The organism is Micromonospora sp. LHW51205 (genome assembly GCF_003315815.1).
GTDB lineage: Bacteria > Actinomycetota > Actinomycetes > Mycobacteriales > Micromonosporaceae > Micromonospora > Micromonospora chalcea.
Map to the genome: position 1 here is coordinate 154980 of NZ_QMEZ01000009.1, position 23215 is coordinate 178194.

The window sequence follows — 23215 nt, forward strand, 5'->3', positions numbered from 1 at the left end:
GTGTATGGCGGTCGGACCCGCCGGGCCAGGCCCTAGGCTCTGCGCATGACCGCCGAGCAGCTGATCTCGTTCGCCCGTGGCGCGCCTTCGCTGGACATCGTCGATGTCGAAGGGCTCAAGGCCGCCGCTGTCCGCGCCTTCGACGCCGACCCCGCCGGGGTCACCGCGTACGGCACCTCCGTCGGCTACCCGCCCCTGCGGAAGTGGATCGCCGAGAAGCACGGCGTCGAGGCCGATCAGGTGCTGATCACCAACGGCTCGCTGCAGGCCGACGCGTTCCTCTTCGACCACCTGGTCCGCCGGGGCGACGCGGTGGTGGTCGAGCGCCCGACGTACGACCGCACGCTGCTCAACCTCCAGCAGATGGGCGGCGAGGTGCACGGCGTGACGATCCAGCCGGACGGCCTGGACACCGCCGAGCTGCGCAAGCTGCTGGAGTCCGGGGTACGGCCGCGGCTGGCGCACGTGATCCCCAACTACCAGAACCCGGCCGGTGTGACCCTCTCCCTGGAGAAGCGCCGTGAGCTGCTCGACCTGGCCGCCGAGTACGGGTTCACGATCTTCGAGGACGACCCGTACGCGGACATCCGGTTCCGGGGCGAGCCGCTGCCGTCGATGCTGTCGATGGACACCCGTGGCGTGGTGGTGCACGCGTCCAGCTTCACCAAGACGGTCTGCCCGGGGGTGCGGGTCGGCTACCTGGTCGGCCCGGCCGAGCTGATCGCGACGATCGCGAAGCGCGCCACCAACCTCTACATCTCGCCGGGCATGGTGGCCCAGGCGATCGTGCACCAGTTCTGCGTCTCCGGCGCGATCGAGGAGTCGATCCGGACGGTCCGTACGGCGCTCGGCGAGCGGTCGGCGGTACTGGCCGAGTCGCTGCGCCGGCACATCCCGGAGGCCCGGTTCGTGGAGCCGGACGGCGGCTACTTCCTCTGGGTCGAGCTGCCGGAGGACGTCGAGGTCGACCGACTCGCGCCGGCCGCCGCCGAGCGTGGCGTGGCGGTGGTGAAGGGCAGCGACTTCATGGTCGACGGCGGCCGGCACGCGCTGCGGCTGGCGTACTCGGCGGTGACCGCGGACCGGATCGACGAGGGCGTCCGGCGTCTCGCGGAGGCGATGGCCGCCGTACGCGGCTGATTTTCTGTCGGGTTTCTGACAAAAAGGCCCCGCTGGCCGGTTCGGCACTCCCGCTGGACCGGCCAGCAGCCCACAATGCTGCGAGTGCCGTTCACCTTTTCGGTGGCCGGGCCGCTCCGGCCAGGGCCGACGGCACGCCCAGCATCACTCCCGCCCCCAAGGGGTGCCGGGTGGGCCGTGTCGCCCCTCACCCCCCTGACGCGGCCCGGCCCGCCCGGCGCCGGGGCGTGACGCCCGTCGCACCGCCCGTCCCGCTCCCGCGCTGCGCCTGCCGCCGGTCGGCGTAACCTGCAAGCCGCAGCTCTAGGGAGAGGGGGCGAGAGATGACGGACCGGGTGGCACGCGACCGAACCGCCGGCGCCGACGGCGGCAGCCGGGCACTGCGCCCCCGCGCCTGGGCGGCCCCGGTACGCGCGATGTCCCGCATCCTCAACGCCGACGGCTCCCCCCGTGCCGCCCAGCCGGCCGGCCCGGAGCGCAGCGGGATCGTCGACTGCGGGCTGTACGTCGACGGCGAGCGCCGCCCCGGCCGCCCCCAGTACGCCGAGGCCCTGGCCGCCGCCCGGCAGGAGCGGGACGGCTTCGTCTGGCTCGGCCTGCACGAGCCCGACCTGACCGAGATGACCGAGATCGCCGCCACCTTCGGCCTGCACGAGCTGGCGGTGGAGGACGCGGTGAAGGCCCAGCAGCGCCCGAAGCTGGAGCACTTCGGCGAGATCGTCTTCCTGGTGCTGCGGACCGCCCGCTACTGCGAGCACGCGGAGCTGACCGAGAACTCCGAGGTGGTGGAGACCGGCCAGGTGATGCTCTTCATCGGGCCGCACTTCGTGATCAGCGTGCGTCACGGCGACGCCTGCCGGCTGGCGCCGGTCCGCGCCGACCTGGAGGCGAAGCGGGAGCTGCTGCGGCACGGCCCGTGGGCGGTCGCGTACGCGATCACCGACCGCGTGGTCGACCTCTACCTGGAGGTGGCCGACCGGCTGGAGGACGACCTCGACGTGCTGGAGGCGGACGTCTTCGACCGGCAGAGCAGCGGCCGGATCCAGCGGATCTACCAGATGAAGCGGGAGCTGGTCGAGTTCAAGCGGGCGGTGGCGCCGCTGCAGCGCCCGCTGATGACGCTCACCTCGCAGGTCAACCGCGCGGTGCCGCAGGAGGTCCGGCGCTACTTCCGGGACGTGCAGGACCACCTCAGCCGCACGGTCGAGCAGGTGAACTCCTACGACGACCTGCTGAACTCGATCCTCCAGGCCCGGCTGGCCCAGGTCACCGTCGACCAGAACAACGACATGCGCAAGATCGCCGCCTGGGCCGCGATCGGTGCGGTGTGGACGGCGATCGCCGGCATCTACGGCATGAACTTCGACAACATGCCCGAGCTGAAATGGACGTACGGCTATCCGGGCGTGTGGGCGCTGATGCTCGCGGCGTCCTTCACGCTGTACCGCCTGTTCCGCCGTAACGGCTGGCTGTAGCCGCCCCGTACACGCGGAAGCGCCGGCCACGCGGGTCGCCCCGCGTGCCGGCGCTGATCCGACGGTACGAGGTCAGCGGCGACCGCCGGCCTTCGCGGCGTTCTTGCCGGCCTGCACGGCCTTGGTGATGTCGTCGGCCGGACGGCCGGAGACGTCCCGGGCGCCCTCGGCGACGGCGGGGACCTGGTCGTTCGGGTGGATCACCGGCTGGCTGCCGGAGGTGGCGGTCGACGCGCTGCTGCCCTTGGCCACGGCCGAGGAGCCGGCGCCGGTCGGGCCGGCCTGCGTCACCTTCGCGCTCGCGTCCGGGGTCTCCACCACGATCGTGTCCACGTCCTCCCGCATCGGCTCCAGCTTGTCCCGGCCGGTCGCGCCGAGCGTGCCCGTCGTGCCGAGCGTGCCGGTCGGGTCGTACTCGGCCCACTCCTGCTGCTCGCGGCGGCGGCGCATGGCCATCGCCCCGGCCAGGCCGGCGACGGTGCCGGCCACCAGCAGGCCCGCGGTCATGCCCCGCGACCTGCGCTGCTTCTTCTTTCCGGCCTTCATGTTCTTCGCCTTCTTCGTCATCGCGGACTGCTTCGCGGCCATCGCCTTGCGGCCACCCGACGCCTTGCCGGCGGCCTCGACCCGGGCGTTGCGCACGGCCAGCAGCACCGGCGCGAGCGCCGCGGCGGTCGACGCGAACCCGCTGGACGCCCGGTCCCGGACCATGACCGCGGTCGGCGCGACGGCGCCCCGGGCTGCCTGGACCCGCGGGCCGACAGTGGCGCCGGCACCCTTCGCCGCGTGCGTGGCGGCTTGCCTCAGGTGACCGATGCCCTGGTTCAGCTCCACCTTGGCGAGCTGGCCCTGGGTCTTTCGCCGCCCGATTCCAAACACGGTCCCACCTCCTGGGAGTTGTTCCTTCGTCATCCTCCACCTTCGGATGCCTCCGCATGGCCAGATCGGGCACATGGGAGGATCCGCAAGGAACTGACCAACGAGTGAGGAGTACCCGTGGCCGAGGCTGTCTACGCCACCTTGCACACCAACGCCGGCCCGATCCGGCTGGAGCTCTTCCCGAACCACGCGCCGAAGACCGTCCGCAACTTCGTGGAGCTGGCCGAGGGCACCCGGGAGTACATCGACCCGCGTACCGGTCAGCCGGGCAGCGGGCCGTACTACGACGGCACCGTCTCGCACCGCGTGATCAGCGGTTTCATGATTCAGATGGGCGACCCGACCGGCACCGGACGCGGTGGCCCGGGCTACAAGTTCGGCGACGAGTTCCACCCCGAGCTGCGCTTCGACCGGCCGTACCTGCTGGCCATGGCGAACGCCGGGCCGGGCACCAACGGCTCGCAGTTCTTCATCACGGTGTCGCCCACGCCACACCTGAACAACCGGCACACCATCTTCGGCCAGGTCGCCGACGAGCAGTCCGCCAAGGTCGTCGACTCGATCGCCAACACCCCGACCGGCCCGAGCGACCGGCCGCTGCAGGACGTGGTGATCGAGCGGGTCGAGATCGAGCACAAGCAGGCCTGAGCGACACGCGGGTACCTTTGCTCGCATGACTGAGCGCTCCGGCCAGCCCGGCGACACCACCGGGGACCCGGTGCCGACCACTCCGGTCTGCTACCGGCACCCCGGCCGGGAGACGTACATCCGCTGCTCTCGATGCGACCGGCCGATCTGCACCGAGTGCATGCGGGACGCCTCCGTCGGCCACCAGTGCCCGGAGTGTGTCGCCGAGGGACGCCGCAGCGTGCGGCCGGCGCGTACCGCCTTCGGTGGCGGTGCCGCCGGCCGCCAGGGCAACGTCACGAAGGCGCTGATCGCGCTGAACGTGCTGATGATGCTGGTCTCCATCGCCTCGGCCCGCAGCGGCAACGCGGTGGCCGGCGGTGGCCTGGGCGGCCTGATGGGCAGCGGGACACCGCTCACCGAATGGGGTTCGGTGCTCGGGCTGGCGCGCTTCCCCGACGGGCACATCGGCGGGGTGGCCGACGGCGAGTGGTACCGGCTGGTCACCGCCATGTTCCTGCACTACGGCGTGCTGCACCTGCTGCTGAACATGTGGGCGCTCTGGGTGCTCGGCCGGACGCTGGAGGCGGTGCTCGGGCCGCTGCGCTTCCTGGCGCTCTACCTGCTCGCCGGGCTGGGCGGCAACGTCGCGGCGTACGTGTTCACCGAGCCGAACCGCTTCACGGCCGGTGCCTCGACGGCGGTCTTCGGCCTCTTCGCCGCGATCTTCGTGATCATGCGGCGGCTCGGCCGGGACACCTCGGCGATCGTCCCGATCCTGGTGATCAACCTGATCTTCACGTTCACCGTGCCGAGCATCTCGGTGGCCGGGCACCTCGGCGGTCTGGCGGCCGGCGCGGTGGTGTCGCTGATCCTGGCGTACGCCCCCCGGTCACGCCGGACCGCGTTCCAGGTGGCGGGCTGCGCGATCGTGCTGGTCGCGATGATCGGCCTGACCCTGGTCCGTACCGCCGCCCTGCTCGGCTGAGCCTCAGCCCGCGGCGGGGCGGGCCTCGTCCAGCGCCGCCGCCACCTCGTCCAGCGGCGCGTCCAGGTCGCGGCGGCCGAACAGGTGCAGCGACTCCCCGGCGTCGATCTCCAGCGTCTCGGCGGTGATTCCGCGCCGGGCGCGCCGCTCCAGGCGGATCGCCTCGACCGAGTCCCACGGCAGCCGGCGTCGTCCGGCGAACCCCCGCAGCACCGTCAGCCCGTCCCTGTCGACGGCGAGGCGGACCGGCGCGACCACGTCGCGCAGCGCCCAGACGAGCAGGCCGGCCGCGGCCAGCCCGGCCAGCCCCGGGCGGACCGGGTCACCGCCGGCGAACACCAGCCCCAGGGCCAGCAGCGCGAGCGCGCCGAGCGCCTTGAGCACCGGCGCCTCCCGGGGCACCCGCCACTGCCGGACCGGTGGCGACTGTGGATCCATCCGACCAGCATGCCAGCCGTGCCGTCCGCATGCCGGGGGAGGACGGCCGGTCCGGTCAGCACGTACTATCGGGGCAAGCGAGGTTACCCGGGAGTAGACATGAGTGACGCGGTCATCGTCGGCGCGGTACGGACCCCGGTCGGGCGGCGCAAGGGCAGCCTCGCCGGAGTGCACCCGGTCGACCTCTCGGCGCACGTGCTGCGTGCGCTCGCCGAGCGCACCGGCATCGACCCCGGTCTGGTCGACGACGTGATCTGGGGCTGTGTGTCGCAGGTCGGCGAGCAGTCCTGGAACGTGGCCCGCAACGCGGTGCTGGCCGCCGGCTGGCCGGAGTCCGTCCCGGGCACCACGCTCGACCGTCAGTGCGGGTCGAGCCAGCAGGCGCTGCACTTCGCCGCCGCCACTGTGCTCTCCGGCCAGGCCGACCTGGTGGTGGCCGGTGGCGTCGAGTCGATGACCCGGGTGCCGATGGGGTCCAGCGTCGCCGGCGGGATGCCGTTCAGCGCGGCCATCCTGGAGCGCTACCGGGGTGTCGACGGCGTCGCGGCGGATTCTCCGCTGCCGTTCAACCAGGGCGTCGGGGCCGAGCTGATCGCCCAGCGGTGGCGCTTTTCGCGTACCCAGCTGGACGAGTTCGCGCTGGCCAGCCACGAGAAGGCGGCAGCCGCGCAGGACGCGGGCGCGTTCGAGGCCGAGCTGGCGCCGGTGGCGCTCGCCGACGGCGGCAAGTTCTCCGCCGACGAGGGCATCCGCCGTGACACCTCGCTGGCCAAGCTGGGCGAGCTGGCCACCCCGTTCCGCGCCGACGGCGTGGTCACCGCCGGTTCCGCGTCGCAGATCTCCGACGGCGCCGCCGCGCTCGCGGTCACCACCGCCGAGTGGGCCAGCCGGCACGGCCTGCGCCCGCTGGCCCGGGTGCACACCGCAGTGGTCGCCGCCGACGACCCGGTCACCATGCTCACCGCGCCGATCCCGGCCACCGCGAAGGCGCTGCGCCGCGCGGGGCTGGGCATCGAGGAGATCGGCGTGTACGAGGTGAACGAGGCGTTCGCCCCGGTGCCGCTGGCGTGGCTGGCCGAGACCGAGGCGGACCCGGAGCGGCTCAACCCCCGGGGCGGGGCGATCGCGCTCGGTCACCCGCTCGGCGGGTCCGGCGCGCGGATCATGACCACGATGCTCCAGCACATGCGGGACAACGGCATCCGCTACGGCCTGCAGACCATGTGCGAAGGCGGCGGCATGGCCAACGCCACCATCGTCGAGTTGCTCTGAGCCGACCGGCCGCCGGTGTCGCACCTCAGGTGCGACTTGCACGTGTGGAAGTTCCAGAAATCGGGCGTGACCCATATCACCCCTGGTCATCGCGTCGTTGGACCGGGCATGGACGTGTTCTCGCGAACGTTCCTTCCGGCCGCCGCCGAGACCGGCCTGGCGACCCAGACCGTCACCCGGCACATGCCGGTGTTCCGCCGGTGCGTCGGCTCCGGCGACGCCACCATCCTGGTCACCCGGTGCAGCCGCCCGGACGACCCGGTCGGCGGCGACTACCTGATGCTGCTCACCCACCGGCGGCTGGTGGTCACCCGGCAGACCCGCGTGCTGCACCGGCTGCGCCTGCACCTCAACACGGAGCTGCGCGAGCTGAGCAACGTGACGTGGAGCCCCGACCCGCGGGCGCACAGCGTGGAGCTGGCGGCGACCGCCATCGACGGGGCGCGGGAGCGTTTCGTCATCCGTACCCACCACCCGAAGCAGGTGTGGCAGCTCGACACGCTGCTCAACCACGCCTTCCGTACCCGGCTGCGGGCTCCGGCCGAGCGGGTCGTCGCCACGATCGGCGAGCCGCCGGCGAGCGCCCGGCCCACAGTGCTCCGGCCGGCGCCGGCCCGCTGACACTCTCCTTACCGGATCCGAACATTTCCTGACCGGCCGGGCGGTCGACCGTCGGTCATCATGGGCCGGTGACCACCGCCGCCCCGCCCGGGCTCGTCCTCGTGGTGGAGGACGAGCCCGCCATCGCCGACCTGGTCCGGCTCTACCTGACCCGGGACGGGTTCGGCGTACACCTGGAACGTGACGGCGAGGCCGGGCTGGCCGCCGCGCGGCGGCTGCGCCCGGTGGCCTGCGTGCTCGACATCGCGCTGCCCGGCCTGGCCGGCACCGAGATCTGCCGTCGGCTGCGCGCGGCCGGCGACTGGACGCCGGTCATCTTCCTCACCGCCCGGGACGACGAGGTGGACCGTGTCGTCGGGCTGGAACTGGGCGCCGACGACTACGTCACCAAGCCGTTCAGCCCGCGCGAGCTGCTCGCCCGGCTGCGGGCGGTGCTGCGCCGCACGTCCGGCGTGTCCGCCGAGCAGCCCCGCACGCTCGGCGCCGTCACGCTCGACCCGGCCCGCCGCACGGTGACCGCCGCCGGTACGCCGGTGCAGCTCACCTCCACCGAGTTCGACCTGCTCGCGCACCTGATGGCCCGTCCGGGCCGGGTGTTCACCAGGGAGGAACTGCTGGCCGGCGTGTGGGGGTACGCGGCGCACGCCGGCACCCGGACCGTCGACGTGCACGTGGCGCAGGTCCGGGCCAAACTCGGCCCGGACAGCGTGATCCGCACCCACCGGGGCGTCGGGTACGCCGCCGATGCCTGAGCAGCCGCCCGGACCGATGCCACGCCGCCCCGGGCGGACGCTCACCGCCCGCGCGGTAGTGGCCACCTGCGCGGTGGCGCTCGTGTCGGTGCTCGTCACCGCGCTGGTGGCGGTGCCCCTGGCGGTACGCGGCGCGGAGCGCCGGGACCAGGAGGCGCTGGCCGCCCAGGCCCGGCTCGCCGCCGACGTGCTCCGGGTGCGGGCGGTACGCCAGCGCGACGGCGCCGGGGACCGGCTCATCCGCCAACTGGGTCAGCAGCGGATCGAGGTGTACCTGATCCGGGACGGGCAGGCCGACCGGCCGGGCCTGCCCCGACAGCTCGTGACACGGGTGGCCGGCGGCGACAACGTCTCCGGCCGGCGGCTCGTCGACGGGGAACGCCGGCTGGTCGAGGCGCGGGCGCTGCCCGGCGGGGACGGTGTGGTTCTGACCCGCGCCCGCAGCGCCGCGCCCTGGCGGCAGGTGCTGCGCGGACTCTGGCTGCCGCTGCTCGCCGGACTCGCCGCCGGGGCGGCCGCCGGACTGCTGCTCGCCCGCCGGCTGGCCCGGCCGATCCGTACCGCCGCCACCGCCGCCGCGCGGCTCCGGGCCGGGGACCGGACGGTCCGGGTGCCGGTCGAGCCACCCGACGAGGTGGCCGACCTGGCGTACGCGCTCAACGGCCTCGCCGCCGCGCTGGCCACGAGCGAGGGGCGGCAGCGCGAGTTCCTGCTCTCCGTTTCGCACGAGTTGCGGACCCCGCTGACCGCGATCCGTGGCTACGCCGAGGCGCTGGCCGACGGGGTGATCGAGGCCGACGCGGTGCCGGCGACCGGCCGGACCGTGCTCGCCGAGGCCGAACACCTGGACCGGCTGGTCCGCGACCTGCTGGCGCTGGCCCGGTTGGAGGCGGTCGACTTCCCGCTGGAACCGGTGCCGGTCGACCTGACCCGGCTCGCCGCCGACGCGGAGCGCGCCTGGTCCGGCCGGTGTGCGGCGCTCGGGGTGCCGTTCCGGCTGGAGACGCCGGACGCGCCGGTGCCGGCGTACACCGATCCGGGCCGGATCCGGCAGGTGGTGGACGGGCTGCTGGAGAACGCGCTGCGGGTCGTACCGCCGGGGGCGCCGGTGGTGCTCGCGGTCCGGGCCGCCGGTCCGGCGGGCGGTGGGACGCTGGAGGTCCGGGACGGCGGACCCGGCCTCACCGACGACGACCTGGACGTGGCGTTCGAGCGGGGCGCGCTGCACCAGCGGTACCGGGGGGTGCGCAAGGTGGGCAGCGGTCTGGGCCTGGCGCTGGCCGCCGGGCTGGTCCGCCGGCTCGGCGGCGACATCACCGCCGGGCACGCCCCGGAGGGCGGGGCCGCCTTCACCGTCGTGGTGCCCCCGGATCCTTACCGGGCTCGAACATCGGCTTGACCGTTCCCTCGTGTCGGTGCGGAACGCTCGGGGTCGTCACCGCGAGGAAAGGACCACAGATGGCACGTCAGCGAATCGTCACCGGCGCCACCGCGCTGCTCGCCGCCGCCGCGCTCGGACTCGCCGGGTGCGGCGCGAGCCGGCCCGGCGCGGAACCCGACCGGGCGGTCGAGGTGAGCGCCGCCCTGGGCGCGGAGGGCCAGGCGCTCGCCGCGCTCGGCCTCGACGCCGGTGACCTGGACGTGGAACCGGTAGCCGCGCCGGCGTCCACCGGTACGCCGCAGGCCGGGCCGGACGGCAAGGGCGAGCGGGCGGAGGGGAACAAGCGCCACCGGGCCCGGGTGCTGCTGCGGCGCAACACGCTGCACGGCGAGGCGGTGGTGCGGACCAGGGACGGCGGCACCAGGACGGTGGCGGTCCAGCGCGGCGAGGTGACCGCGATCGACGAACGGTCGATGACCGTGAAATCCACCGACGGTTTCACAGCGACCTGGACGTTCGGCGACAAACTGCGGGTGGTCGAGCGCCGGACCGCGATCCGATCGAACGACATCAAGATCGGCACGACTGTCGCGGTGGCCGGAGCGAAGGACGGCGGCGGGAACGTGGCCCGGCTCGTGGTGGTTCCGATTCGCCAGGAATAGGTGCCTGGGCTGTCGTGACGGAAGCAATGTGCCAGGCTACGCTATGCCCCGACCCGACATCGCCTCCGTGGAGAATCCGTGAAGCTCTCGATCCTCATGCCGGTCTACAACGAGGAAGAACGTATCGCGGATGCCCTCAAGCAGGCATTGGCGGTCGACTACCCGTGCGAGATCGAGCTTGTCGTCGTGGACGACGGCAGCCGGGACGGCACCGGCGAGATTCTGGGCCGGGTCGACGACGCGCGCCTCCGGGTGATCACCCACCAGCGCAACGCCGGCAAGGGCGCGGCCATCAAGACCGCCGTCGACAGCGCCGAGGGCGAGTACATGGTCATCCTCGACGCCGACCTCGAGTACGACCCGCAGGACATCCCGCGTCTGCTGGAGCCGGTGCTCGACGGTCGGGCGACAGTCGTCTACGGCAATCGGACCTTCGGCAGCCACAGCTCGTACAGCTTCTGGTACGTGATGGGCAACAAGGGCGTCACGCTCGCCGCGAACGTGCTCTACAACTCCTACATCGGCGACCTGGAGACCTGCTTCAAGCTGATGCCGCTGGAGCTGTACCGCTCGCTGCAGGTCCGCTCCCGGGGCTTCGGCATGGAGGCGGAGGTCACCGGCAAGCTGCTCCGCCAGCGCATTCGCCCCTACGAGGTGCCGATCAGCTACCGCGCGCGGGGCCGCGAGGAGGGCAAGAAGATCACCTGGAAGGACGGCGTCGAGGCGATTTGGATCCTGGCCCGCGAGCGCGCCCGCCGCCGCCCGGCCACTCCCGCCGCCGCGCACTGAGCCCGCACCGCCGCAACCCCGCGATCCCGGCACGAGCCGAGGTCGCGGGGTTGCGTCGTGTCCGGGGCGCTCAGCCGAGGAACGTGTCCACCGAGCGGCGCAGCCCGGCGGCGTCCAGGCCGTGCCAGCGTTCGTGGTCCTCGGCGCTGCCGTAGCGGCGCAGGTCCTCGCGGCCCACCCCCAGCGACAGCAGCCGGTGCGGCCGGTCGGCCAGCGCCTCCGACACCACCCGCGCCGAGGTGCCCGCCAGGTACGGCTCGACCACCATCACCTCGGTTCCGGCCAGCGCCCGCAGCCCGGCCGTGTCGAACGGGCGCGGCCGGTGGGTGTAGGCCACGGTCACCGCCCGGTCGGCGGTCGCGGCCAGCGCCGCGTCCAACACCGGCCCGACCGCCACCAGCAGCGCCGCGCCCGGCCCGGCGTCGCGCACCACCCGCAGGTCACCCGCCTCCGGGTACGCCCGCGCGTTGGCCCGGATCGACAACCGCAGGTACGCCGAGTCCTGCCCGCACACGACGTCGCGCAGCAGCGGCCGGACCTCGTCCGGGTGCCCCGGCACGTGCACGGTCCAGCCGTGGAGCGTGTCGATCAGCGCCACGTCGGCCGGACCGAGGTGGGTGCGTCCCGCCTCCGCCCGGTCGTACGAGCCGCCGATGCCGACGAGCACCGCGCCGACGCCCTGGTGGTCGAGGTCCAGCTTGATCTGCTCGTACGCCCGCTCGACCAGGAACGGGGCGTAGCTGTGCACGATCGGCCGCTGCCCGGTCAGCGCCAGCCCACCCGCGACCCCGACCATCAACTGCTCCCGGATTCCGACGTTGATCACCCGGTCCGGGTACCGGGCGGCGGCCGGCTCGAACGCGGCGGCGGAGATGTCGGCGAGCACGACTGTCGTACGCGGATCGGCGAGCACCTCCTCGGTGCTGATGACGAACGCGTCCCGCATGGTGCTGCTCATGCTCACTCTCCGTCCGTGACGACCGCGACGACGACGTGCGGCCGGTGATCGTCGTGCCCGGTGAGGGCGGCGTGCAGGGCGTCGTGGTCGCGCCCGTCGACGGTGGCGGCGCTCCACCCGTTCACCGTGAACCGGCTCGCCGCGCCACCCGGCCAGCCGTACGTGGCCGAGCGGTTGTCCAGCACGATCGCGGTCAGGTTGCCCAGCCCGGTCGCGCCCGCGTACGCGATCGCCTCGTGGTTGGAGCCCTCGTCCAGTTCGGCGTCGCCGAGCAGCACGTACACCCGGGGGTCGGTGCGGCCCTGGGCCCGCAGCCCGAGCGCGGTGCCCACGCCCAGCCCGAGGCCGTGGCCGAGCGAACCGGAACCGATCTCGACGCCCGGCACGAGCGTGCGGTCCGGGTGGTCGCCGAGGCGGCTGGCCGGGCCGCCCTGGTCGTCCAGCCAATCGGGCGGTACGAAGCCGCGGGCGGCGAGCAGCGCGTAGTAGCCGGCGACCGCGTGCCCCTTGGAGAGCAGGAAGCGGTCCCGGTCCGGGTCGTCCACGGTGGCCGGGGTGATCCGGAGCACCCGGTCGTAGAGCACCTGGAGCACGTCCAGCGTCGAGTACACGTTGGCGCCGAACTCGCGGCCGGCGCGCACCCGGTCCAGCAGCGCGCCCAGCTCGGTGGCGGTGGTCGTCGTCATACCGATAGCCTCGGACTTGAAGCGAACTTCAACTCAAGGCCGTGTGATGCACGAAGCAACACTGACCATCGGACAGCTCGCCGACCGCAGTGGCGTCGCCCCCTCGGCGCTGCGCTACTACGAGCGGCTCGGCCTGATCCACGCCGCCCGCACCGGCGGGAACCAGCGCCGCTACGCCCGCACCGAGCTGCGCCGGGTCGCGTTCATCCGGATCTCCCAGCAGGTAGGTGTCTCGCTGGAGGAGATCCGCGCGGCGCTCGACTCGCTGCCGTCGGGGCGTACCCCCACGCCCGACGACTGGGCCGCGCTGTCCCGCGCCTGGCGGGACCGGCTGGACGAGCGGATCCGGCTGCTTGGCAAGCTCCGCGACGACCTGGACGGCTGCATCGGCTGCGGCTGCCTGTCGTTGCAGCGCTGCACGCTCTACAACCCCGGCGACTCGCTCGCCGACGAGGGCCCCGGCCCGCGTCTCATGCTCCCGCGCCCCGGCCAGGGCTGACCGTCACCGGACCAGCAGCACCTTGCCCAGGTGGTCGTTGGTCTCGACCAGGCGGTGCGCGGCGGCGGCGTCGGCCATGTCCACCCGGGCGTGCACCACCGGCCGGACCCGGCCCGCCTCCACCAGCGGCCACACCTGATCGCGTACGCCCCGGACGATCGCCGCCTTCTGCTCGTCCGGACGGGACCGCAGCGCTGTCGCGTGCACCGCCGCCCGCTTCGCCAGCAGCATCCCCAGGTCGAGTTCGCCCTTGCGGCCGCCCTGCATGCCGATCACCACGAGCCGCCCGCCGGTCGCCAGCGCCGCCACGTTCCGGGGCAGGTAGGACGCGCCCATGATGTCCAGGATCACGTCCGCGCCCCGGCCGTCGGTCACCCGGCGTACCTCGTCCACGAAGTCCTGCTCCCGGTAGTCGATCGTGTGCGCGGCGCCCAGCTCCCGCAGCCGGTCGTGCTTCGCCGAGCGGGCGGTCACCACCACTGTCGCGCCGAGCGCCACGCCGAGCTGGATCGCGAACGTGCCGATCCCGCTGCCGCCGCCGTGCACCAGCAGCGTGTCACCCTCGGCCAGCCGGGCCAGGTCCACCACGTTCGACCAGACCGTGCAGGCCACCTCCGGCAGCGCCGCCGCGTCGACCAGCTCCACCCCGGCCGGCACCGGCAGCAACTGCCCGGCCGGCACCGCGACCTGCTCGGCGTAGCCGCCGCCGGCGAGCAGCGCGCAGACCTCCTGACCCACCGACCAGCCGGTCACGCCGGGACCGAGCGCCCGCACCGTCCCCGAACATTCCAGACCGGGGTACGCGGACGCGCCCGGCGGCGGCGGGTAGTGCCCCTGCCGCTGCAACAGGTCGGCCCGGTTCACCGCGCTGGCCCGCACCTCCACGACCACCTCGCCGGGGCCGGGCTCCGGGTCCGGCACGTGGGTCCAGACGAGCGCCTCGGGTCCGCCGGGTTCCGTGATCGTGATCGCGCGCATGACTCAGTCTTACCCGATCTGCCCTTCGGTCCACGCGCGGGCGAGGATCTCGGCCACCGTCTCGTCCGGCGTCTGGTCGGACGTGTCCAGCCAGAGCCCGATCCGGGGCGTGTCGGCCCGGAACCCGGCGTCCAGGTCCGCCACCGGCCAGTCCCCGTACCCCGTCTTGGGCCGGTCCCGCTCGCGGGCCGCGACCACCTCGGCGCGGGGCGCGAGCACCACCACGGCGAGCGGCCGGTGCCGGATCCGGCCGACCATGGCCGGCAGGTCCGCGCCGAGGACCACATCCTGGAGTACGACGGTGAAGCCCGCCGCTGCGTACCGGTCGGCGGTCGAGGCGGCCAGGTCGTAGCGCAGCCGGAGCTGCCGCAGCGCCTCGTCGGTCGGCTCGGCGGTCATGTCGGCCCGCCCGTTGACGATCACGCGGCGGAACACGTCGCCGCGCAGATGCACCGAGCGGGGCAGCCGCCGGGCCAGCCCTTCGGCCACTGTGGACTTGCCTGCGGCCATGATTCCGCTGATCAGCACCACTGCCGGACTCTCCCACACGCACACATTCTCGCAACGGAGGTGGGACGGCGGCTTGCCCGGTACGGGGTTCGTGGCAGACTGGGTCCCGGTCGCGCACCCCTCGGGGGCGTGCCGGGAGGGTTCGCCTAGTGGCCGATGGCGCTGGTCTTGAAAACCGGTAAGGCAGCGATGTCTTCGTGGGTTCGAATCCCACACCCTCCGCCGAGAGTGGATCTCCCTCTATGCAGCTCAGCCCCCGCCTTCAGGCGGGGGCTGTTCGCTGGTGGGGGGCAGGTGGGGGGACTATGCTCCACCGCCGCCGTTGATGGAGTGCAGACGCCGGAGATCCTGGGTGTCCCCGACCGGGATCTGCTGCTGCTCCAGCATCCGCAGCACCTTGCCGACCTTCACCTTGACGACCTCGACCTCCTGGTCGCAGAGGCGGATCCTCTCCAGCAGCGACTCGCGCTCCGTGGCTTCGGCCAGCAGCCGGCGGTTCTCGGCCCTCAGCTCCGCGTTCTGCTGCCGGATGGACAGGGTGCGGATCCAGCCGACCATGGCCGGGGCGGCGAACCAGCATACGAGCGCGAGGAGGAAGGAGAAGGTGTCGAAGGGTGGGGCGAGGGTGAAGTCGGTGAAGGTGTGCAGAGCTCGGGCGACGACGGCGATGACGCCGAGTGCGCAGATGCCACCGGCGACGCCCGACAGGATCGGGGTCGGGCGCTTCACGTGGTGATACAACGTGTCGCCACCTCCGCTCCGTGCCGGCCGGCACGGCGGCCGGGCAAGTGCTGAAGATCGATCCCCCACGGGTTTTTCATCGTGGGAGTCTTTCCTATGGGACTGGTGGTGGTGCAACTTGCGTCGGCAAACTGTTCAGATAGCGAAGAATGAGTGATCATGCGGCTACCGATCGACGGCCGCTAGTTTACCTGCGGCAACTACCCGGCGGCAGTACCCGGCGGATGGGCAGCCACGAACGACCCGCGGCCCTGATGCGTCTCGATCCAGCCGCGGGCGTCCAGCAGCAGCAGCGCGTGCCGGATCGGCGTCGCCGACGCCTCGTACTGGACGCACAGGTCGGCGATCGACGGCAGCCGGTCGCCCGGCTTCAGCTGGCCGGTCCGAATCGCGGTGGTGATGTCGTCGATCACCTGTTCGTACACGGGTCGTCTGGGCATGGCGGGGCCACCTCTCGTCAGCCCTCTGAGCGTCCCACTGATCGTGACCCACTGTGCATGCAGTGTTGACTCTGCATGCACTGCGTTCTAGGTTGCCGGTTGAGGGCCTCTCGTCAGCAACGAAGCGGCCCGGCCGGGCGGGGGCCGGCGCGGTCCCCCCGATCACACCGCCCCGCCCGGCACCCTCCACCGCGAAGGAGGCGGCCGTGGACCCGCACCGGATGACCTGGCCCGGCGGCCGCTGCCCCGACGGCGCCGCCGTCCCCCAGCCTCCCCGCCCCGCCCCGCCCGCACGCCGGCACCTGCTCGCCGGGTGGACCGTGGCCGCCGTCGTCCTGGTCCTCATGGTGGCCGGGATCGCCGGGTGGACGCTGTGACCGCGATGTGCCCGGACATCGGGCAGCGCGGTGACGTGGCGGTCGCGGCGATGATCGTGGAGGCGCACCGCCGGTGCCGGGACTGCGCGGCCGGCCGATGCGAGACCGGCAGGCACGCCGCCCAGCAGCTCGCCGCCCACCGGACGGCCCGGGCCGTCGCGCTCGGCCGCCGATGACCGCCCCGCAGCCGCGTTGCCTCGGCTGCGCCATGGCGTCCGGCACCCACCGCTGCGCCGGGGACCGCGAGCTGCTTCCGTACGGCGGGTACTGCGGCTGCCGGACCCCTGGCTGCGGGCCTTCCGCCGGGCGGGAGACGAATAGCCGGCGCTGAACAAGAAGACGCCCCCGACCAGTCCGGTCGGGGGCGTCTCTATGTCGGGTCTACGACTCGCCGTGCACCTGGCGGCGCCGGTCCAGCTCGGCGCGCACATCCCCGGGATGGCACTCGCGGTACCCACCCGAGCCAGCCCGGCGCCGGAAACGGATCTTCGGCGGCTCCGGGTTGAGGTAGGCGCGGATCACCGTGGTCCGGTCGATGCCGAGCAGCTTCGCCACCTCGCCGGGGAGCAACCAGTCGCCACGGTCGAGGCGGGCTTCAAGCTCTTCGACTGTGCCGGCCATCGTGGTGATCGTAGCGGCTGTGGCCAGCGTGGCGAGTACCGGCACGATCATCCTCCGTAGTGTGGTAACTGTGGCATCCGTTGTAAGTGTGGCACACTGTTGGGCATGAACCTCCCCGACTGGCTCAGCTGGGTCGGCCCGGCACTCGACCTGGCGCAGCAGAACGCGCAGCACGTCGCCGTCGGCGCCGGGATCATCGGCGCGCTCATCGCCGCCCGGACCATCCGCCGGTTCGCCAAGAACCACCAGCACGACGAGCTGGCCGCTAACCTCGGCGTACTGCTGTTCCTGGTCGTCACCACCGAAGGCATGTTCGAGGTGGTGCACCACAAGCTCGGCGTGCCGATCCCGCTGACGCTGGTGATGTTCGCCGCGTACGACGTGGTCATCTACTCGCAGGGAGCATCCGCGCTGCGGAAGCTCCGCGACGACACGAACGCCCGCATCGGCAGCTACCTGCTCATCATCTGGGCGCTGTCCTCGGCCGCGTCGATCACCGTCAGCTTCGCCGGCGGCAACGCCGCCACGTGGTTCTTCCGGTTCTTCTCCCCGCTGGTCGGCGCCGCCCTGTGGACGCAGAAGCTCCAGGCGCGCAGGGCCCGGACTGGCGCGCGGCAGGAGTCCAACTGGATCTGGACGCCGGACCGGCTGCTGGTGCGGTGGGGCTGGAAGAAGCCCGGCGCCGTCGACGACCTCAGCGAGGTGTTCGCGCAGCGGCGCATCGCCGCCCTGGTCGACGCTGGCCTGGAGCTGCACGCCCAGCAGCAAGCCGCCGTCGCCCGCGCCGACCAGAAGAAGGCGCCCCCGCGCCGTGACCCGCTCGTCGCCGCCCGCAAGCGCGTGCAGCAGCTCACCAAGGCGGCCACGCCCGCCGACGTCGAGGCCGCCCGCCGCCAGATCCGCCTAACGCTGTCCGCCGAGCGGGAGCTGTTCCGCACGGAGGACGACCTCGACGAGCGGGGACGGCAGACCCTCGACGAGGTTCGGCTCATCATGCGGCAGGCCACCGACCGGCTCCGGGGCGAGCACGACCGGGCGTTCCGGCGGCCGCCCGGTGAGCCGGTGGTGGAGCTGGGCGGGATCCGGATGCCGGCTCACATCGCGGCGCAGATCGGCCCGACCCCCGAGCCTCCCGCTGAGCCGGTCCGTGAGCCGGTTCCCGGCCCGGTCGCTGAGCCGGTCACCGACTCACCGCGACCCGCCGCAGCGACTCAGCGCCCGGCTCAGCGGCGCGTCACCGAGCGACTCACCACCGGCGCGTCGGGCGACAACGACCGGCGCATCCGGGCCGCGTTCAACCGGCTCAGCAAGAGGCACGGCCGGCGGCCGACCGGCGCGGAGCTGGGTGAGGCGGCCGGAGTCAGCAAGGCCACCGCCAACCGGTGGATGGCCGACAACGCCCCGAAGGAGCAGTGACATGTCCGAGTCCGCCATCCCCTCGATCACCGAGACCCTGCGAGCGCAGCGGAAGGAGCAGGCCGACAAGGCGGCCGGCGTCGAGACCCCGTTGGCCCGTCGCGGTGCCCGAATGATCGCCGAGCAGAGGAAGGCCCAGCGCTGATGTTCCGCATGAGCGAGAAGACCCGCAAGGCCCGGGCCGCGCACCGGGCGGCCCGCCGCGAGCTGGCGAGCATCAGCGAGCGCGACCGGGAGGAGACCGACGCCTACCTGGACGCCAACGCCCGCGTCATCGCCTCCGAGAAGCGCCTCCCGTGGTGGAAGCGCCTCGACATCGACTTCACCGTCTGACCCACCAAAGTTGCGGCGCCCGGCCCCACCTCCTACAGCCGGACCGGGCGCCGCCTCCCAGAAGGAGACACCCATCATGCAGCACCTCGACGACGACATCGACCTGGCCCTCGACGACCCGCCCACCCCGCGCCCCGGCCCGGTTTTCTGGACCGCCGCCAGCCTCGCCGCCCTGGTCGCCGCCGCCGCGTTCGCCGCGTCCACCGCCGGCCGCCTCACCCTGGAGTCCCGCACGTTCCCCCTGGTCCTGGCGGTGGTCACGATCCTCACGGCCATCGCCTACGCCTACCGCCGCCCCGCCAACTGACCGAGGAGCACCAGATGGCCCGCCTCCTGCCCGACGACGACATCCGCACCGACGAGGACCTCATCAAGATGCTGGAAGGCATCCGCCAGGTCGGCGTCGCCGGCCACGACGAACTCGACGAGCTGTCCGGCTTGATCCGCATGAAGATCCAGCGGTACGGCCGCCGCCACGGCCTCGGCCGCGCCCGCGCCGCCTGGTGGGGACGCATGGTCGCCCTGCCGCTGGTCAAGTGCGCCGACGCGATGCTGGCCGTGGCCAGCTACGCCAAGGTCTGCAAGAACCGCTTCGAGGCGTTCGTGACCGCCCTCGACGACGAGGCCGCCGACCGGTCCGACTTCGAGGTCACCGCGCGCACCCGGAAGCGAGCCTCCTGATGAGCCGCACCACCACCACGACCGCGATCGGCCACGCCGCGCGCGGCGCCACCTACACCGTGCAGGCCAACCCCCTGCCGTACCTGGTGCCCGCCGCGGCGTCCATCGCCTGCCTGATCGCCTCCGGCGTCCTGTCCATGGTGTGGGGCGCCCACGCGCACCCGACACCCTGGCAGTCGGCGTGGCGCTCCGCGCTGCTCCTCGCCTGCTCCACGGCCATCGTCTGGGCGACCTGGAAAGTCGGCCGGGCCCGCACCGCCCGACCGGAACTGCGGCTCATGTCGATGCTGATGTCGGCCACCTCGTGCGCCGGGCTGTGGGTCCTCACCTTCCGCGGCTGGACCTTCGACTCGGTCATGGTCTACCTGATGGTGTCGGCCACCGCGTGCGTCGGCCTGGCCGTGACCCGGCTCATGCGCGGCGACGGCACCGACTCACGACCGAGCCTGTTCGGTGAGCTGGCCGACCGGGTCAAGGAGTTGCAGGACGTCGGGAAGACCGGCCGTCCGAAGGTCGTCGACGGGCGGGTCATCACCGAGGTCGAGATGAACCCGGGCGGCGACTTCGGGCAGCTCATGAAGCCCGAGGTGCGCACCGCCATCGCCTCGCAGCACAACGTGCCGGTGGGCGGCGTGCGGATGGTGCCCGACCGGCGCAGCCCGCGCCCGGGCCGCATCGAGATCAGCCCGGTGGACATGCTGGAAAACCCGCCGGCGTGGCCCGGCCTGTCGTCCCCGGGTGGGTCCATCGCTGAGCCGCTCCGGCTCGCCGTCTACCAGACCGGCAAGGCGTTGCCCCTGCTGCTGCCCGGCGGCGAGGGCCGCAACGCGATCGGTGTGCTGGTGCTGCTCGGCCAGTCCGGCTCGGGCAAGACCGAGTTGCAGATCACCCTGGCTGTCGAGGCCCGGTCCCGGGTCGACGCCCGGGTCACGTACATCGACGGGCGGAAGGGCAAGCAGCTCCCCGCCGAGTTCCGGGCCGCGATGCACACGATGATCTGCGACGCGACCGAGGGCGAGCGGTTCCTCGACTCGCTGGTCGACCTGGTCGCGCGCCGCGCCGAGCAGATCGGCGGCCACGGCCACGAGCAGTGGACTGCCGGATGCGCGAAGTGCCCGCCCTTCGAGGTAGTCATCGTCGACGAGGCCAGCAAGTTCATCGAGGCTGAGGACACCCTCGTCGAGCTGGCCGAGTCGATCCGGTCCGTCGGCATCTTCATGCTCCTCGGAATCCAGCGCGCGACCGGGGACCGGCTCCCGACCTCGGTCCGATCCACCATCGGAGGCGTGATCTGCATGGGCGTGAAGAACACCGCGGAGGCCGGGCGCGTACTCAGCGAGGAAACCATCCTCGCGGGCGCCGACCCGGGCCAGTGGCAGAACAAGATGCCGGGCGCGCTGTACGCGGAGCTGCCCGGCGTCGACCAAGAGGACTACTCGCTGCCGGCCAGAACCTTCCGGCCGGACCGCGACCTGGTCATCGCCGAGCTGACGGCCTACCTCACGGCCGTCGAGCAGCCCAACGAGCAGCCCGCGCCGCACCTGCCGGTGCCGGCCGGTGAGCCGGGCGAGATCGAGGAGCCGGACGAGGATGGCGGCCTGGGCGAGGAGGACGACCCGGAGTGCCCGCCGCTGCAGGTCGACCCGGACTGCCCACCCGATGAGGACCCGCGGCAGCCGCTCACCGTGCCTTCCCGGCCCCGGATCGAGCTGTTCGTGGAGCCGGCGTCGGGCCAGAAGTTCACTCCGGCTGAGGTGCGGTCGCTGTTCCGGCAGGCCATCGAGCAGGCGCGGGAGCAGGGCATCCAGTACGTCAAGCCGTCCTCGTTCGCGCCGATCGTCGACATCGTCGGCGAGGACGGGCTCCGACCGCCGACCATCACGAAGATCCTCAAGGAGTTCTGCCAGCCGGGCCCGGAGCAGATGCTGCGCCGTGGTGCCAACAGCGGGGTCTACGAGGTGCTCATGCCCGAGCTGGTGGGCGCGTCCGCTACGTAGCGTCACGCGGGCCTGCGCGTCAGGCGTGTATTTACGCGCTTCACGTGCAGGCCCGCAACCTGCCCCTACGCGTGCGCGTGCGCGCGATCTCCGGGGCCGTGAAGTCCGTGAAGCGTGAAGTCCGTGAAGCCCGTGAAGATCGACGGAGAGTGAGTGAGCTGTGGAGTGGTTCGGGACGGCCCGGCGGGGTGCTGCGAACGAGTTCGGGCGCCGGATGTGGCGGTGGTTCGCGGTAGTGGAGGGCGTCCGGTGGTTCATGCGCCGGGTGCTGCCGACGCTGATGCTCGTCGCCGCCGCAGGGATGGCGTTGTGGCTGGCGCTGCGGTGGTCGGCGTGGTGGCTGCCCCGGCTCACGGCGCTCGCTGCGGCGGCGGCTGGGCTGGGCGTGGCGCTGTGGTTGTGGCGGCGCTGGCGGTGGTCGGTCCGGATGGGCCTGCATCGGCCGGCGCTCGCCCTGGGTGGCCTCGTGCTGGTGGCGCTGGCGGGCGGAGCGGTGTACTGGCTGCGGTAGTGCTGGAGTGCGTGAGCGCCCCCGCGCGGCTTGTGCCGGCGGGGGCGCTGTCGTGTGCGAGCTACTCGGTGGCGGGGTTCTCCTGCGCGGCGAGGGCGTCGATGAGGTCGGCGCGCAGGACCAGCGTGGTGCCGACGTACCGGCAGGGGATCTCGCCCGCCTGGATCCGCCTGTGGAGGCCCTGCTTGGAGCCGTAGCCGAGCACGGCGGCGGCTTCGGCGAGGGAGTAGAGGCGGGGGATGTCGGGGTCGAGGGTCGGGTTTCCCATGCTACAAACATAGCCGCCCAGTGGACGAACGTCAACCCAAAAACCGTAGGGAAAAAGGTTGGGGAAGTAGTTGACGATCGTCCACTCCATGCGTTAAGCTATAGGCACAAGGGAGCGAGCGAGGGAGACGGAAATGGCGAAGGGCATCAAGACCGCGACGGACACCTACACCTACACCTGGATCCCCGGCTCGGACCTGTGCAGCGCCGAGGTCCACGCCACCGAGGCCACCTGCGGCGACTGCGAGAGCAACGGCCCGTGCGCCGACTGCGGCGGCCAGGTCGCCGGCCCGGACAGCCTGATCTGCGTCGAGAACGGCGAGGTCATCCACCGGCGGTGCAGCCCGCAGCGGGCGGCCGACGGCTGGGACGACTACTACTGAGGGGCGGGGGCCCTGCCCCACCCCCATCCTGGGAGCGCTCCCATTCCCCACCCCCGCCCCACCCCCTGCCCAGGGTCAACTTGTCCGAGAGGAACCCGTGACATGACCGAGCCGACCCTGATGGACCTGATCCGCGAGTACGGCCGCACCAAGGACGCCGCCGGCCGCTACCGAGCGCTGGGCAGCGCGGCGGCAGGGCAGACCGAACGGCAGGCCGACCGGCTGCACGACGCGATCGAGCGGCGCATCAACGAGATGGTGACCGAGCTGGCCGCCCGCTTCTGAATACACGAAAGCGCCCCCACCCGGCCGGAGCCGAGCGGGGGCGCTTCGTTGTGCAGCGGTCAGGCCAGGTCGCGCGACGGGGCCGGGGACGACGGCAGCTCCACCAGCGACGGGCTGGCCGGCTCACCGGCCGGAGCCGACACCACCGACGTCAGGACCGACGCGATGGCCGCGAGCGCACCCACCGAGGCGACCGCGCCCCAGTCGATGTCCAGCACGCCGAGGCCGTCACCGGCGAACAGCGCGAGGGCGGCCTGGGCGAACGTCTTGAAGGCCCGTTCGAGGGCCTGCTTCCAGAACGTGCGAGTCCACATGGTGCTTCCTCCTGGGTACGGTCGGATGGTGCAGCGGTACGTACGGACGCCAGACGGGCTGGCAGAGATCCCGCAGCCCTGCCCGGACGGGCACACCGACACCGTCCCGGCGTGGGGTGCCTGCCCGGTGGAGGGCTGTAGGGAGATGGGCCGGCAGTGGCGCTGCCGACAGCCGGGCTGCGGGAAGACCACGC

At 72.7% G+C, this 23215-nt stretch carries 33 protein-coding genes and 1 tRNA gene; 23 read left to right on the forward strand and 11 right to left on the reverse strand.

Going from position 1 to position 23215, the window contains the following annotated elements:
- Positions 1–45: 45 nt before the first annotated feature.
- Together DQE82_RS26555 and corA are read left to right on the forward strand one after the other, a co-directional pair.
- The gene (locus tag DQE82_RS26555) at positions 46–1140 is read left to right on the forward strand and encodes a PLP-dependent aminotransferase family protein (protein ID WP_030499384.1); all 1095 of its coding nucleotides are present in this window, start codon (positions 46–48) and stop codon (positions 1138–1140) included.
- Between the two features lie 323 nt (positions 1141–1463).
- The gene (gene corA, locus DQE82_RS26560) at positions 1464–2615 is read left to right on the forward strand and encodes a magnesium/cobalt transporter CorA (protein ID WP_113974521.1); all 1152 of its coding nucleotides are present in this window, start codon (positions 1464–1466) and stop codon (positions 2613–2615) included.
- Between the two features lie 72 nt (positions 2616–2687).
- On the opposite strand, the gene DQE82_RS26565 is transcribed toward corA, so the two are convergent.
- Complete coding sequence (locus DQE82_RS26565) at positions 2688–3527, reverse strand: hypothetical protein (RefSeq protein WP_104115621.1); 840 nt, start codon at positions 3525–3527, stop codon at positions 2688–2690.
- Positions 3528–3611: 84 nt separating this feature from the next.
- On the opposite strand from DQE82_RS26565, the gene DQE82_RS26570 reads away from it, so the two are divergent.
- Both DQE82_RS26570 and DQE82_RS26575 read left to right on the forward strand, forming a co-directional pair.
- Positions 3612–4142 (forward strand): peptidylprolyl isomerase, encoded by a 531-nt coding sequence (locus tag DQE82_RS26570; RefSeq protein ID WP_030499381.1) that lies wholly within the window; start codon positions 3612–3614, stop codon positions 4140–4142.
- Between the two features lie 25 nt (positions 4143–4167).
- Complete coding sequence (locus DQE82_RS26575) at positions 4168–5109, forward strand: rhomboid family intramembrane serine protease (protein ID WP_064448112.1); 942 nt, start codon at positions 4168–4170, stop codon at positions 5107–5109.
- A 3-nt stretch (positions 5110–5112) separates the two neighbouring features.
- Here DQE82_RS26575 and DQE82_RS26580 read toward each other — a convergent pair whose 3' ends face one another.
- A complete protein-coding gene (locus tag DQE82_RS26580; protein WP_187693996.1) occupies positions 5113–5547 on the reverse strand; it encodes a PH domain-containing protein in 435 nt (144 codons plus the stop codon).
- A 99-nt stretch (positions 5548–5646) separates the two neighbouring features.
- Between DQE82_RS26580 and DQE82_RS26585 the strand changes: the two genes are divergently transcribed.
- The 6 genes from DQE82_RS26585 to DQE82_RS26610 all read left to right on the forward strand — a co-directional run bounded on the left by DQE82_RS26585 (position 5647) and on the right by DQE82_RS26610 (position 11024).
- Positions 5647–6819, forward strand: a complete 1173-nt coding sequence (locus tag DQE82_RS26585) for an acetyl-CoA C-acyltransferase (RefSeq protein WP_113974523.1) — start codon at positions 5647–5649, stop codon at positions 6817–6819.
- A gap of 108 nt (positions 6820–6927) precedes the next feature.
- Positions 6928–7440, forward strand: coding sequence for a hypothetical protein (locus DQE82_RS26590; RefSeq protein WP_064448114.1), 513 nt, complete (start codon positions 6928–6930; stop codon positions 7438–7440).
- 68 nt (positions 7441–7508) lie between these two features.
- Positions 7509–8192, forward strand: coding sequence for a response regulator transcription factor (locus DQE82_RS26595; RefSeq protein WP_064448115.1), 684 nt, complete (start codon positions 7509–7511; stop codon positions 8190–8192).
- Positions 8185–9591 carry a sensor histidine kinase KdpD gene (locus DQE82_RS26600; RefSeq protein WP_113974524.1) on the forward strand — a complete coding sequence of 469 codons (1407 nt, stop codon included), beginning with the start codon at positions 8185–8187 and terminating at the stop codon, positions 9589–9591. The genes DQE82_RS26595 and DQE82_RS26600 overlap by 8 nt, the downstream gene beginning before the upstream one ends.
- 59 nt (positions 9592–9650) lie before the next feature.
- Positions 9651–10235 carry a hypothetical protein gene (locus DQE82_RS26605; RefSeq protein WP_069089216.1) on the forward strand — a complete coding sequence of 195 codons (585 nt, stop codon included), beginning with the start codon at positions 9651–9653 and terminating at the stop codon, positions 10233–10235.
- A 78-nt stretch (positions 10236–10313) separates the two neighbouring features.
- Positions 10314–11024 carry a glycosyltransferase family 2 protein gene (locus DQE82_RS26610; protein WP_043327778.1) on the forward strand — a complete coding sequence of 237 codons (711 nt, stop codon included), beginning with the start codon at positions 10314–10316 and terminating at the stop codon, positions 11022–11024.
- A 70-nt stretch (positions 11025–11094) separates the two neighbouring features.
- On the opposite strand, the gene DQE82_RS26615 is transcribed toward DQE82_RS26610, so the two are convergent.
- Together DQE82_RS26615 and DQE82_RS26620 are read right to left on the reverse strand one after the other, a co-directional pair.
- Positions 11095–11970, reverse strand: coding sequence for a transketolase family protein (locus DQE82_RS26615; protein ID WP_199496127.1), 876 nt, complete (start codon positions 11968–11970; stop codon positions 11095–11097).
- A 14-nt stretch (positions 11971–11984) separates the two neighbouring features.
- A complete protein-coding gene (locus DQE82_RS26620) occupies positions 11985–12668 on the reverse strand; it encodes a transketolase (protein ID WP_043327779.1) in 684 nt (227 codons plus the stop codon).
- Between the two features lie 46 nt (positions 12669–12714).
- Here DQE82_RS26620 and soxR point away from each other — a divergent pair, with 46 nt between their 5' ends.
- Positions 12715–13167 (forward strand): redox-sensitive transcriptional activator SoxR, encoded by a 453-nt coding sequence (gene soxR / locus DQE82_RS26625; RefSeq protein WP_030499370.1) that lies wholly within the window; start codon positions 12715–12717, stop codon positions 13165–13167.
- Positions 13168–13170: 3 nt separating this feature from the next.
- On the opposite strand, the gene DQE82_RS26630 is transcribed toward soxR, so the two are convergent.
- Together DQE82_RS26630 and DQE82_RS26635 are read right to left on the reverse strand one after the other, a co-directional pair.
- Positions 13171–14145, reverse strand: coding sequence for an NAD(P)H-quinone oxidoreductase (locus tag DQE82_RS26630; RefSeq protein ID WP_043327780.1), 975 nt, complete (start codon positions 14143–14145; stop codon positions 13171–13173).
- Positions 14146–14154: 9 nt separating this feature from the next.
- Positions 14155–14694: an AAA family ATPase gene (locus tag DQE82_RS26635; protein WP_233514794.1), complete on the reverse strand. Its 540-nt coding sequence runs from the start codon at positions 14692–14694 to the stop codon at positions 14155–14157.
- Between the two features lie 96 nt (positions 14695–14790).
- Between DQE82_RS26635 and DQE82_RS26640 the strand changes: the two genes are divergently transcribed.
- A tRNA-Ser gene (locus tag DQE82_RS26640) sits at positions 14791–14877 on the forward strand.
- Positions 14878–14958: 81 nt separating this feature from the next.
- Here the strand turns inward: DQE82_RS26640 and DQE82_RS26645 are convergent.
- Positions 14959–15384: a hypothetical protein gene (locus DQE82_RS26645; RefSeq protein WP_113974526.1), complete on the reverse strand. Its 426-nt coding sequence runs from the start codon at positions 15382–15384 to the stop codon at positions 14959–14961.
- Between the two features lie 212 nt (positions 15385–15596).
- Positions 15597–15836 carry a winged helix-turn-helix domain-containing protein gene (locus DQE82_RS26650; protein WP_113974527.1) on the reverse strand — a complete coding sequence of 80 codons (240 nt, stop codon included), beginning with the start codon at positions 15834–15836 and terminating at the stop codon, positions 15597–15599.
- Between the two features lie 206 nt (positions 15837–16042).
- Between DQE82_RS26650 and DQE82_RS30725 the strand changes: the two genes are divergently transcribed.
- Positions 16043–16213: a hypothetical protein gene (locus DQE82_RS30725; protein WP_158560015.1), complete on the forward strand. Its 171-nt coding sequence runs from the start codon at positions 16043–16045 to the stop codon at positions 16211–16213.
- Complete coding sequence (locus DQE82_RS26655; RefSeq protein WP_147265169.1) at positions 16201–16389, forward strand: hypothetical protein; 189 nt, start codon at positions 16201–16203, stop codon at positions 16387–16389. The genes DQE82_RS30725 and DQE82_RS26655 overlap by 13 nt, the downstream gene beginning before the upstream one ends.
- A gap of 205 nt (positions 16390–16594) precedes the next feature.
- Here the strand turns inward: DQE82_RS26655 and DQE82_RS26660 are convergent, their stop codons facing one another.
- A complete protein-coding gene (locus DQE82_RS26660) occupies positions 16595–16885 on the reverse strand; it encodes a hypothetical protein (protein WP_113974529.1) in 291 nt (96 codons plus the stop codon).
- 54 nt (positions 16886–16939) lie between these two features.
- Here DQE82_RS26660 and DQE82_RS26665 point away from each other — a divergent pair, with 54 nt between their 5' ends.
- The 7 genes from DQE82_RS26665 (at position 16940) to DQE82_RS26690 (ending at position 21772) form a co-directional block, all read left to right on the forward strand.
- Entirely contained in the window at positions 16940–18250 is a 1311-nt protein-coding gene (locus DQE82_RS26665) for a hypothetical protein (RefSeq protein WP_113974530.1), read from the forward strand.
- A gap of 1 nt (position 18251) precedes the next feature.
- Positions 18252–18395, forward strand: a complete 144-nt coding sequence (locus DQE82_RS30730; RefSeq protein ID WP_158560016.1) for a hypothetical protein — start codon at positions 18252–18254, stop codon at positions 18393–18395.
- 8 nt (positions 18396–18403) lie between these two features.
- Positions 18404–18583, forward strand: coding sequence for a hypothetical protein (locus DQE82_RS26670; protein ID WP_233514795.1), 180 nt, complete (start codon positions 18404–18406; stop codon positions 18581–18583).
- Between the two features lie 76 nt (positions 18584–18659).
- Positions 18660–18890, forward strand: a complete 231-nt coding sequence (locus tag DQE82_RS26675) for a hypothetical protein (protein ID WP_113974532.1) — start codon at positions 18660–18662, stop codon at positions 18888–18890.
- Between the two features lie 14 nt (positions 18891–18904).
- Positions 18905–19264, forward strand: a complete 360-nt coding sequence (locus DQE82_RS26680; protein ID WP_113974533.1) for a hypothetical protein — start codon at positions 18905–18907, stop codon at positions 19262–19264.
- Entirely contained in the window at positions 19264–21261 is a 1998-nt protein-coding gene (locus tag DQE82_RS26685) for a hypothetical protein (protein ID WP_113974534.1), read from the forward strand. Before DQE82_RS26680 ends, DQE82_RS26685 begins: the two co-directional genes overlap by 1 nt.
- A gap of 214 nt (positions 21262–21475) precedes the next feature.
- Positions 21476–21772, forward strand: a complete 297-nt coding sequence (locus DQE82_RS26690; protein WP_113974535.1) for a hypothetical protein — start codon at positions 21476–21478, stop codon at positions 21770–21772.
- A 61-nt stretch (positions 21773–21833) separates the two neighbouring features.
- Here the strand turns inward: DQE82_RS26690 and DQE82_RS26695 are convergent, their stop codons facing one another.
- A complete protein-coding gene (locus tag DQE82_RS26695) occupies positions 21834–22040 on the reverse strand; it encodes a helix-turn-helix domain-containing protein (protein ID WP_113974536.1) in 207 nt (68 codons plus the stop codon).
- Between the two features lie 133 nt (positions 22041–22173).
- Here DQE82_RS26695 and DQE82_RS26700 point away from each other — a divergent pair, with 133 nt between their 5' ends.
- On the forward strand, positions 22174–22422 hold the full coding sequence (locus DQE82_RS26700; protein ID WP_113974537.1) for a hypothetical protein: 249 nt from the start codon (positions 22174–22176) through the stop codon (positions 22420–22422).
- Positions 22423–22524: 102 nt separating this feature from the next.
- Entirely contained in the window at positions 22525–22707 is a 183-nt protein-coding gene (locus DQE82_RS26705; RefSeq protein WP_113974538.1) for a hypothetical protein, read from the forward strand.
- 59 nt (positions 22708–22766) lie between these two features.
- Here the strand turns inward: DQE82_RS26705 and DQE82_RS26710 are convergent, their stop codons facing one another.
- Complete coding sequence (locus DQE82_RS26710) at positions 22767–23021, reverse strand: holin (RefSeq protein ID WP_113974539.1); 255 nt, start codon at positions 23019–23021, stop codon at positions 22767–22769.
- Positions 23022–23215 lie beyond the last annotated feature (194 nt).

What these genes read in the sequence shown, in the direction of transcription:
- DQE82_RS26555 (WP_030499384.1), top strand. Translation starts at nt 46, where the DNA reads ATGACCGCCGAGCAGCTGATCTCGTTCGCCCGTGGCGCGCCTTCGCTG.
- corA (WP_113974521.1), top strand. Translation starts at nt 1,464, where the DNA reads ATGACGGACCGGGTGGCACGCGACCGAACCGCCGGCGCCGACGGCGGC.
- DQE82_RS26565 (WP_104115621.1), bottom strand. Translation starts at nt 3,527, where the DNA reads ATGACGAAGGAACAACTCCCAGGAGGTGGGACCGTGTTTGGAATCGGG.
- DQE82_RS26575 (WP_064448112.1), top strand. Translation starts at nt 4,168, where the DNA reads ATGACTGAGCGCTCCGGCCAGCCCGGCGACACCACCGGGGACCCGGTG.
- DQE82_RS26580 (WP_187693996.1), bottom strand. Translation starts at nt 5,547, where the DNA reads ATGGATCCACAGTCGCCACCGGTCCGGCAGTGGCGGGTGCCCCGGGAG.
- DQE82_RS26585 (WP_113974523.1), top strand. Translation starts at nt 5,647, where the DNA reads ATGAGTGACGCGGTCATCGTCGGCGCGGTACGGACCCCGGTCGGGCGG.
- DQE82_RS26590 (WP_064448114.1), top strand. Translation starts at nt 6,928, where the DNA reads ATGGACGTGTTCTCGCGAACGTTCCTTCCGGCCGCCGCCGAGACCGGC.
- DQE82_RS26600 (WP_113974524.1), top strand. Translation starts at nt 8,185, where the DNA reads ATGCCTGAGCAGCCGCCCGGACCGATGCCACGCCGCCCCGGGCGGACG.
- DQE82_RS26605 (WP_069089216.1), top strand. Translation starts at nt 9,651, where the DNA reads ATGGCACGTCAGCGAATCGTCACCGGCGCCACCGCGCTGCTCGCCGCC.
- DQE82_RS26615 (WP_199496127.1), bottom strand. Translation starts at nt 11,970, where the DNA reads ATGCGGGACGCGTTCGTCATCAGCACCGAGGAGGTGCTCGCCGATCCG.
- DQE82_RS26620 (WP_043327779.1), bottom strand. Translation starts at nt 12,668, where the DNA reads ATGACGACGACCACCGCCACCGAGCTGGGCGCGCTGCTGGACCGGGTG.
- soxR (WP_030499370.1), top strand. Translation starts at nt 12,715, where the DNA reads ATGCACGAAGCAACACTGACCATCGGACAGCTCGCCGACCGCAGTGGC.
- DQE82_RS26630 (WP_043327780.1), bottom strand. Translation starts at nt 14,145, where the DNA reads ATGCGCGCGATCACGATCACGGAACCCGGCGGACCCGAGGCGCTCGTC.
- DQE82_RS26650 (WP_113974527.1), bottom strand. Translation starts at nt 15,836, where the DNA reads ATGCCCAGACGACCCGTGTACGAACAGGTGATCGACGACATCACCACC.
- DQE82_RS26660 (WP_113974529.1), bottom strand. Translation starts at nt 16,885, where the DNA reads ATGATCGTGCCGGTACTCGCCACGCTGGCCACAGCCGCTACGATCACC.
- DQE82_RS26665 (WP_113974530.1), top strand. Translation starts at nt 16,940, where the DNA reads ATGAACCTCCCCGACTGGCTCAGCTGGGTCGGCCCGGCACTCGACCTG.
- DQE82_RS30730 (WP_158560016.1), top strand. Translation starts at nt 18,252, where the DNA reads ATGTCCGAGTCCGCCATCCCCTCGATCACCGAGACCCTGCGAGCGCAG.
- DQE82_RS26670 (WP_233514795.1), top strand. Translation starts at nt 18,404, where the DNA reads ATGAGCGAGAAGACCCGCAAGGCCCGGGCCGCGCACCGGGCGGCCCGC.
- DQE82_RS26675 (WP_113974532.1), top strand. Translation starts at nt 18,660, where the DNA reads ATGCAGCACCTCGACGACGACATCGACCTGGCCCTCGACGACCCGCCC.
- DQE82_RS26680 (WP_113974533.1), top strand. Translation starts at nt 18,905, where the DNA reads ATGGCCCGCCTCCTGCCCGACGACGACATCCGCACCGACGAGGACCTC.
- DQE82_RS26685 (WP_113974534.1), top strand. Translation starts at nt 19,264, where the DNA reads ATGAGCCGCACCACCACCACGACCGCGATCGGCCACGCCGCGCGCGGC.
- DQE82_RS26690 (WP_113974535.1), top strand. Translation starts at nt 21,476, where the DNA reads ATGTGGCGGTGGTTCGCGGTAGTGGAGGGCGTCCGGTGGTTCATGCGC.
- DQE82_RS26695 (WP_113974536.1), bottom strand. Translation starts at nt 22,040, where the DNA reads ATGGGAAACCCGACCCTCGACCCCGACATCCCCCGCCTCTACTCCCTC.
- DQE82_RS26700 (WP_113974537.1), top strand. Translation starts at nt 22,174, where the DNA reads ATGGCGAAGGGCATCAAGACCGCGACGGACACCTACACCTACACCTGG.
- DQE82_RS26705 (WP_113974538.1), top strand. Translation starts at nt 22,525, where the DNA reads ATGACCGAGCCGACCCTGATGGACCTGATCCGCGAGTACGGCCGCACC.
- DQE82_RS26710 (WP_113974539.1), bottom strand. Translation starts at nt 23,021, where the DNA reads ATGTGGACTCGCACGTTCTGGAAGCAGGCCCTCGAACGGGCCTTCAAG.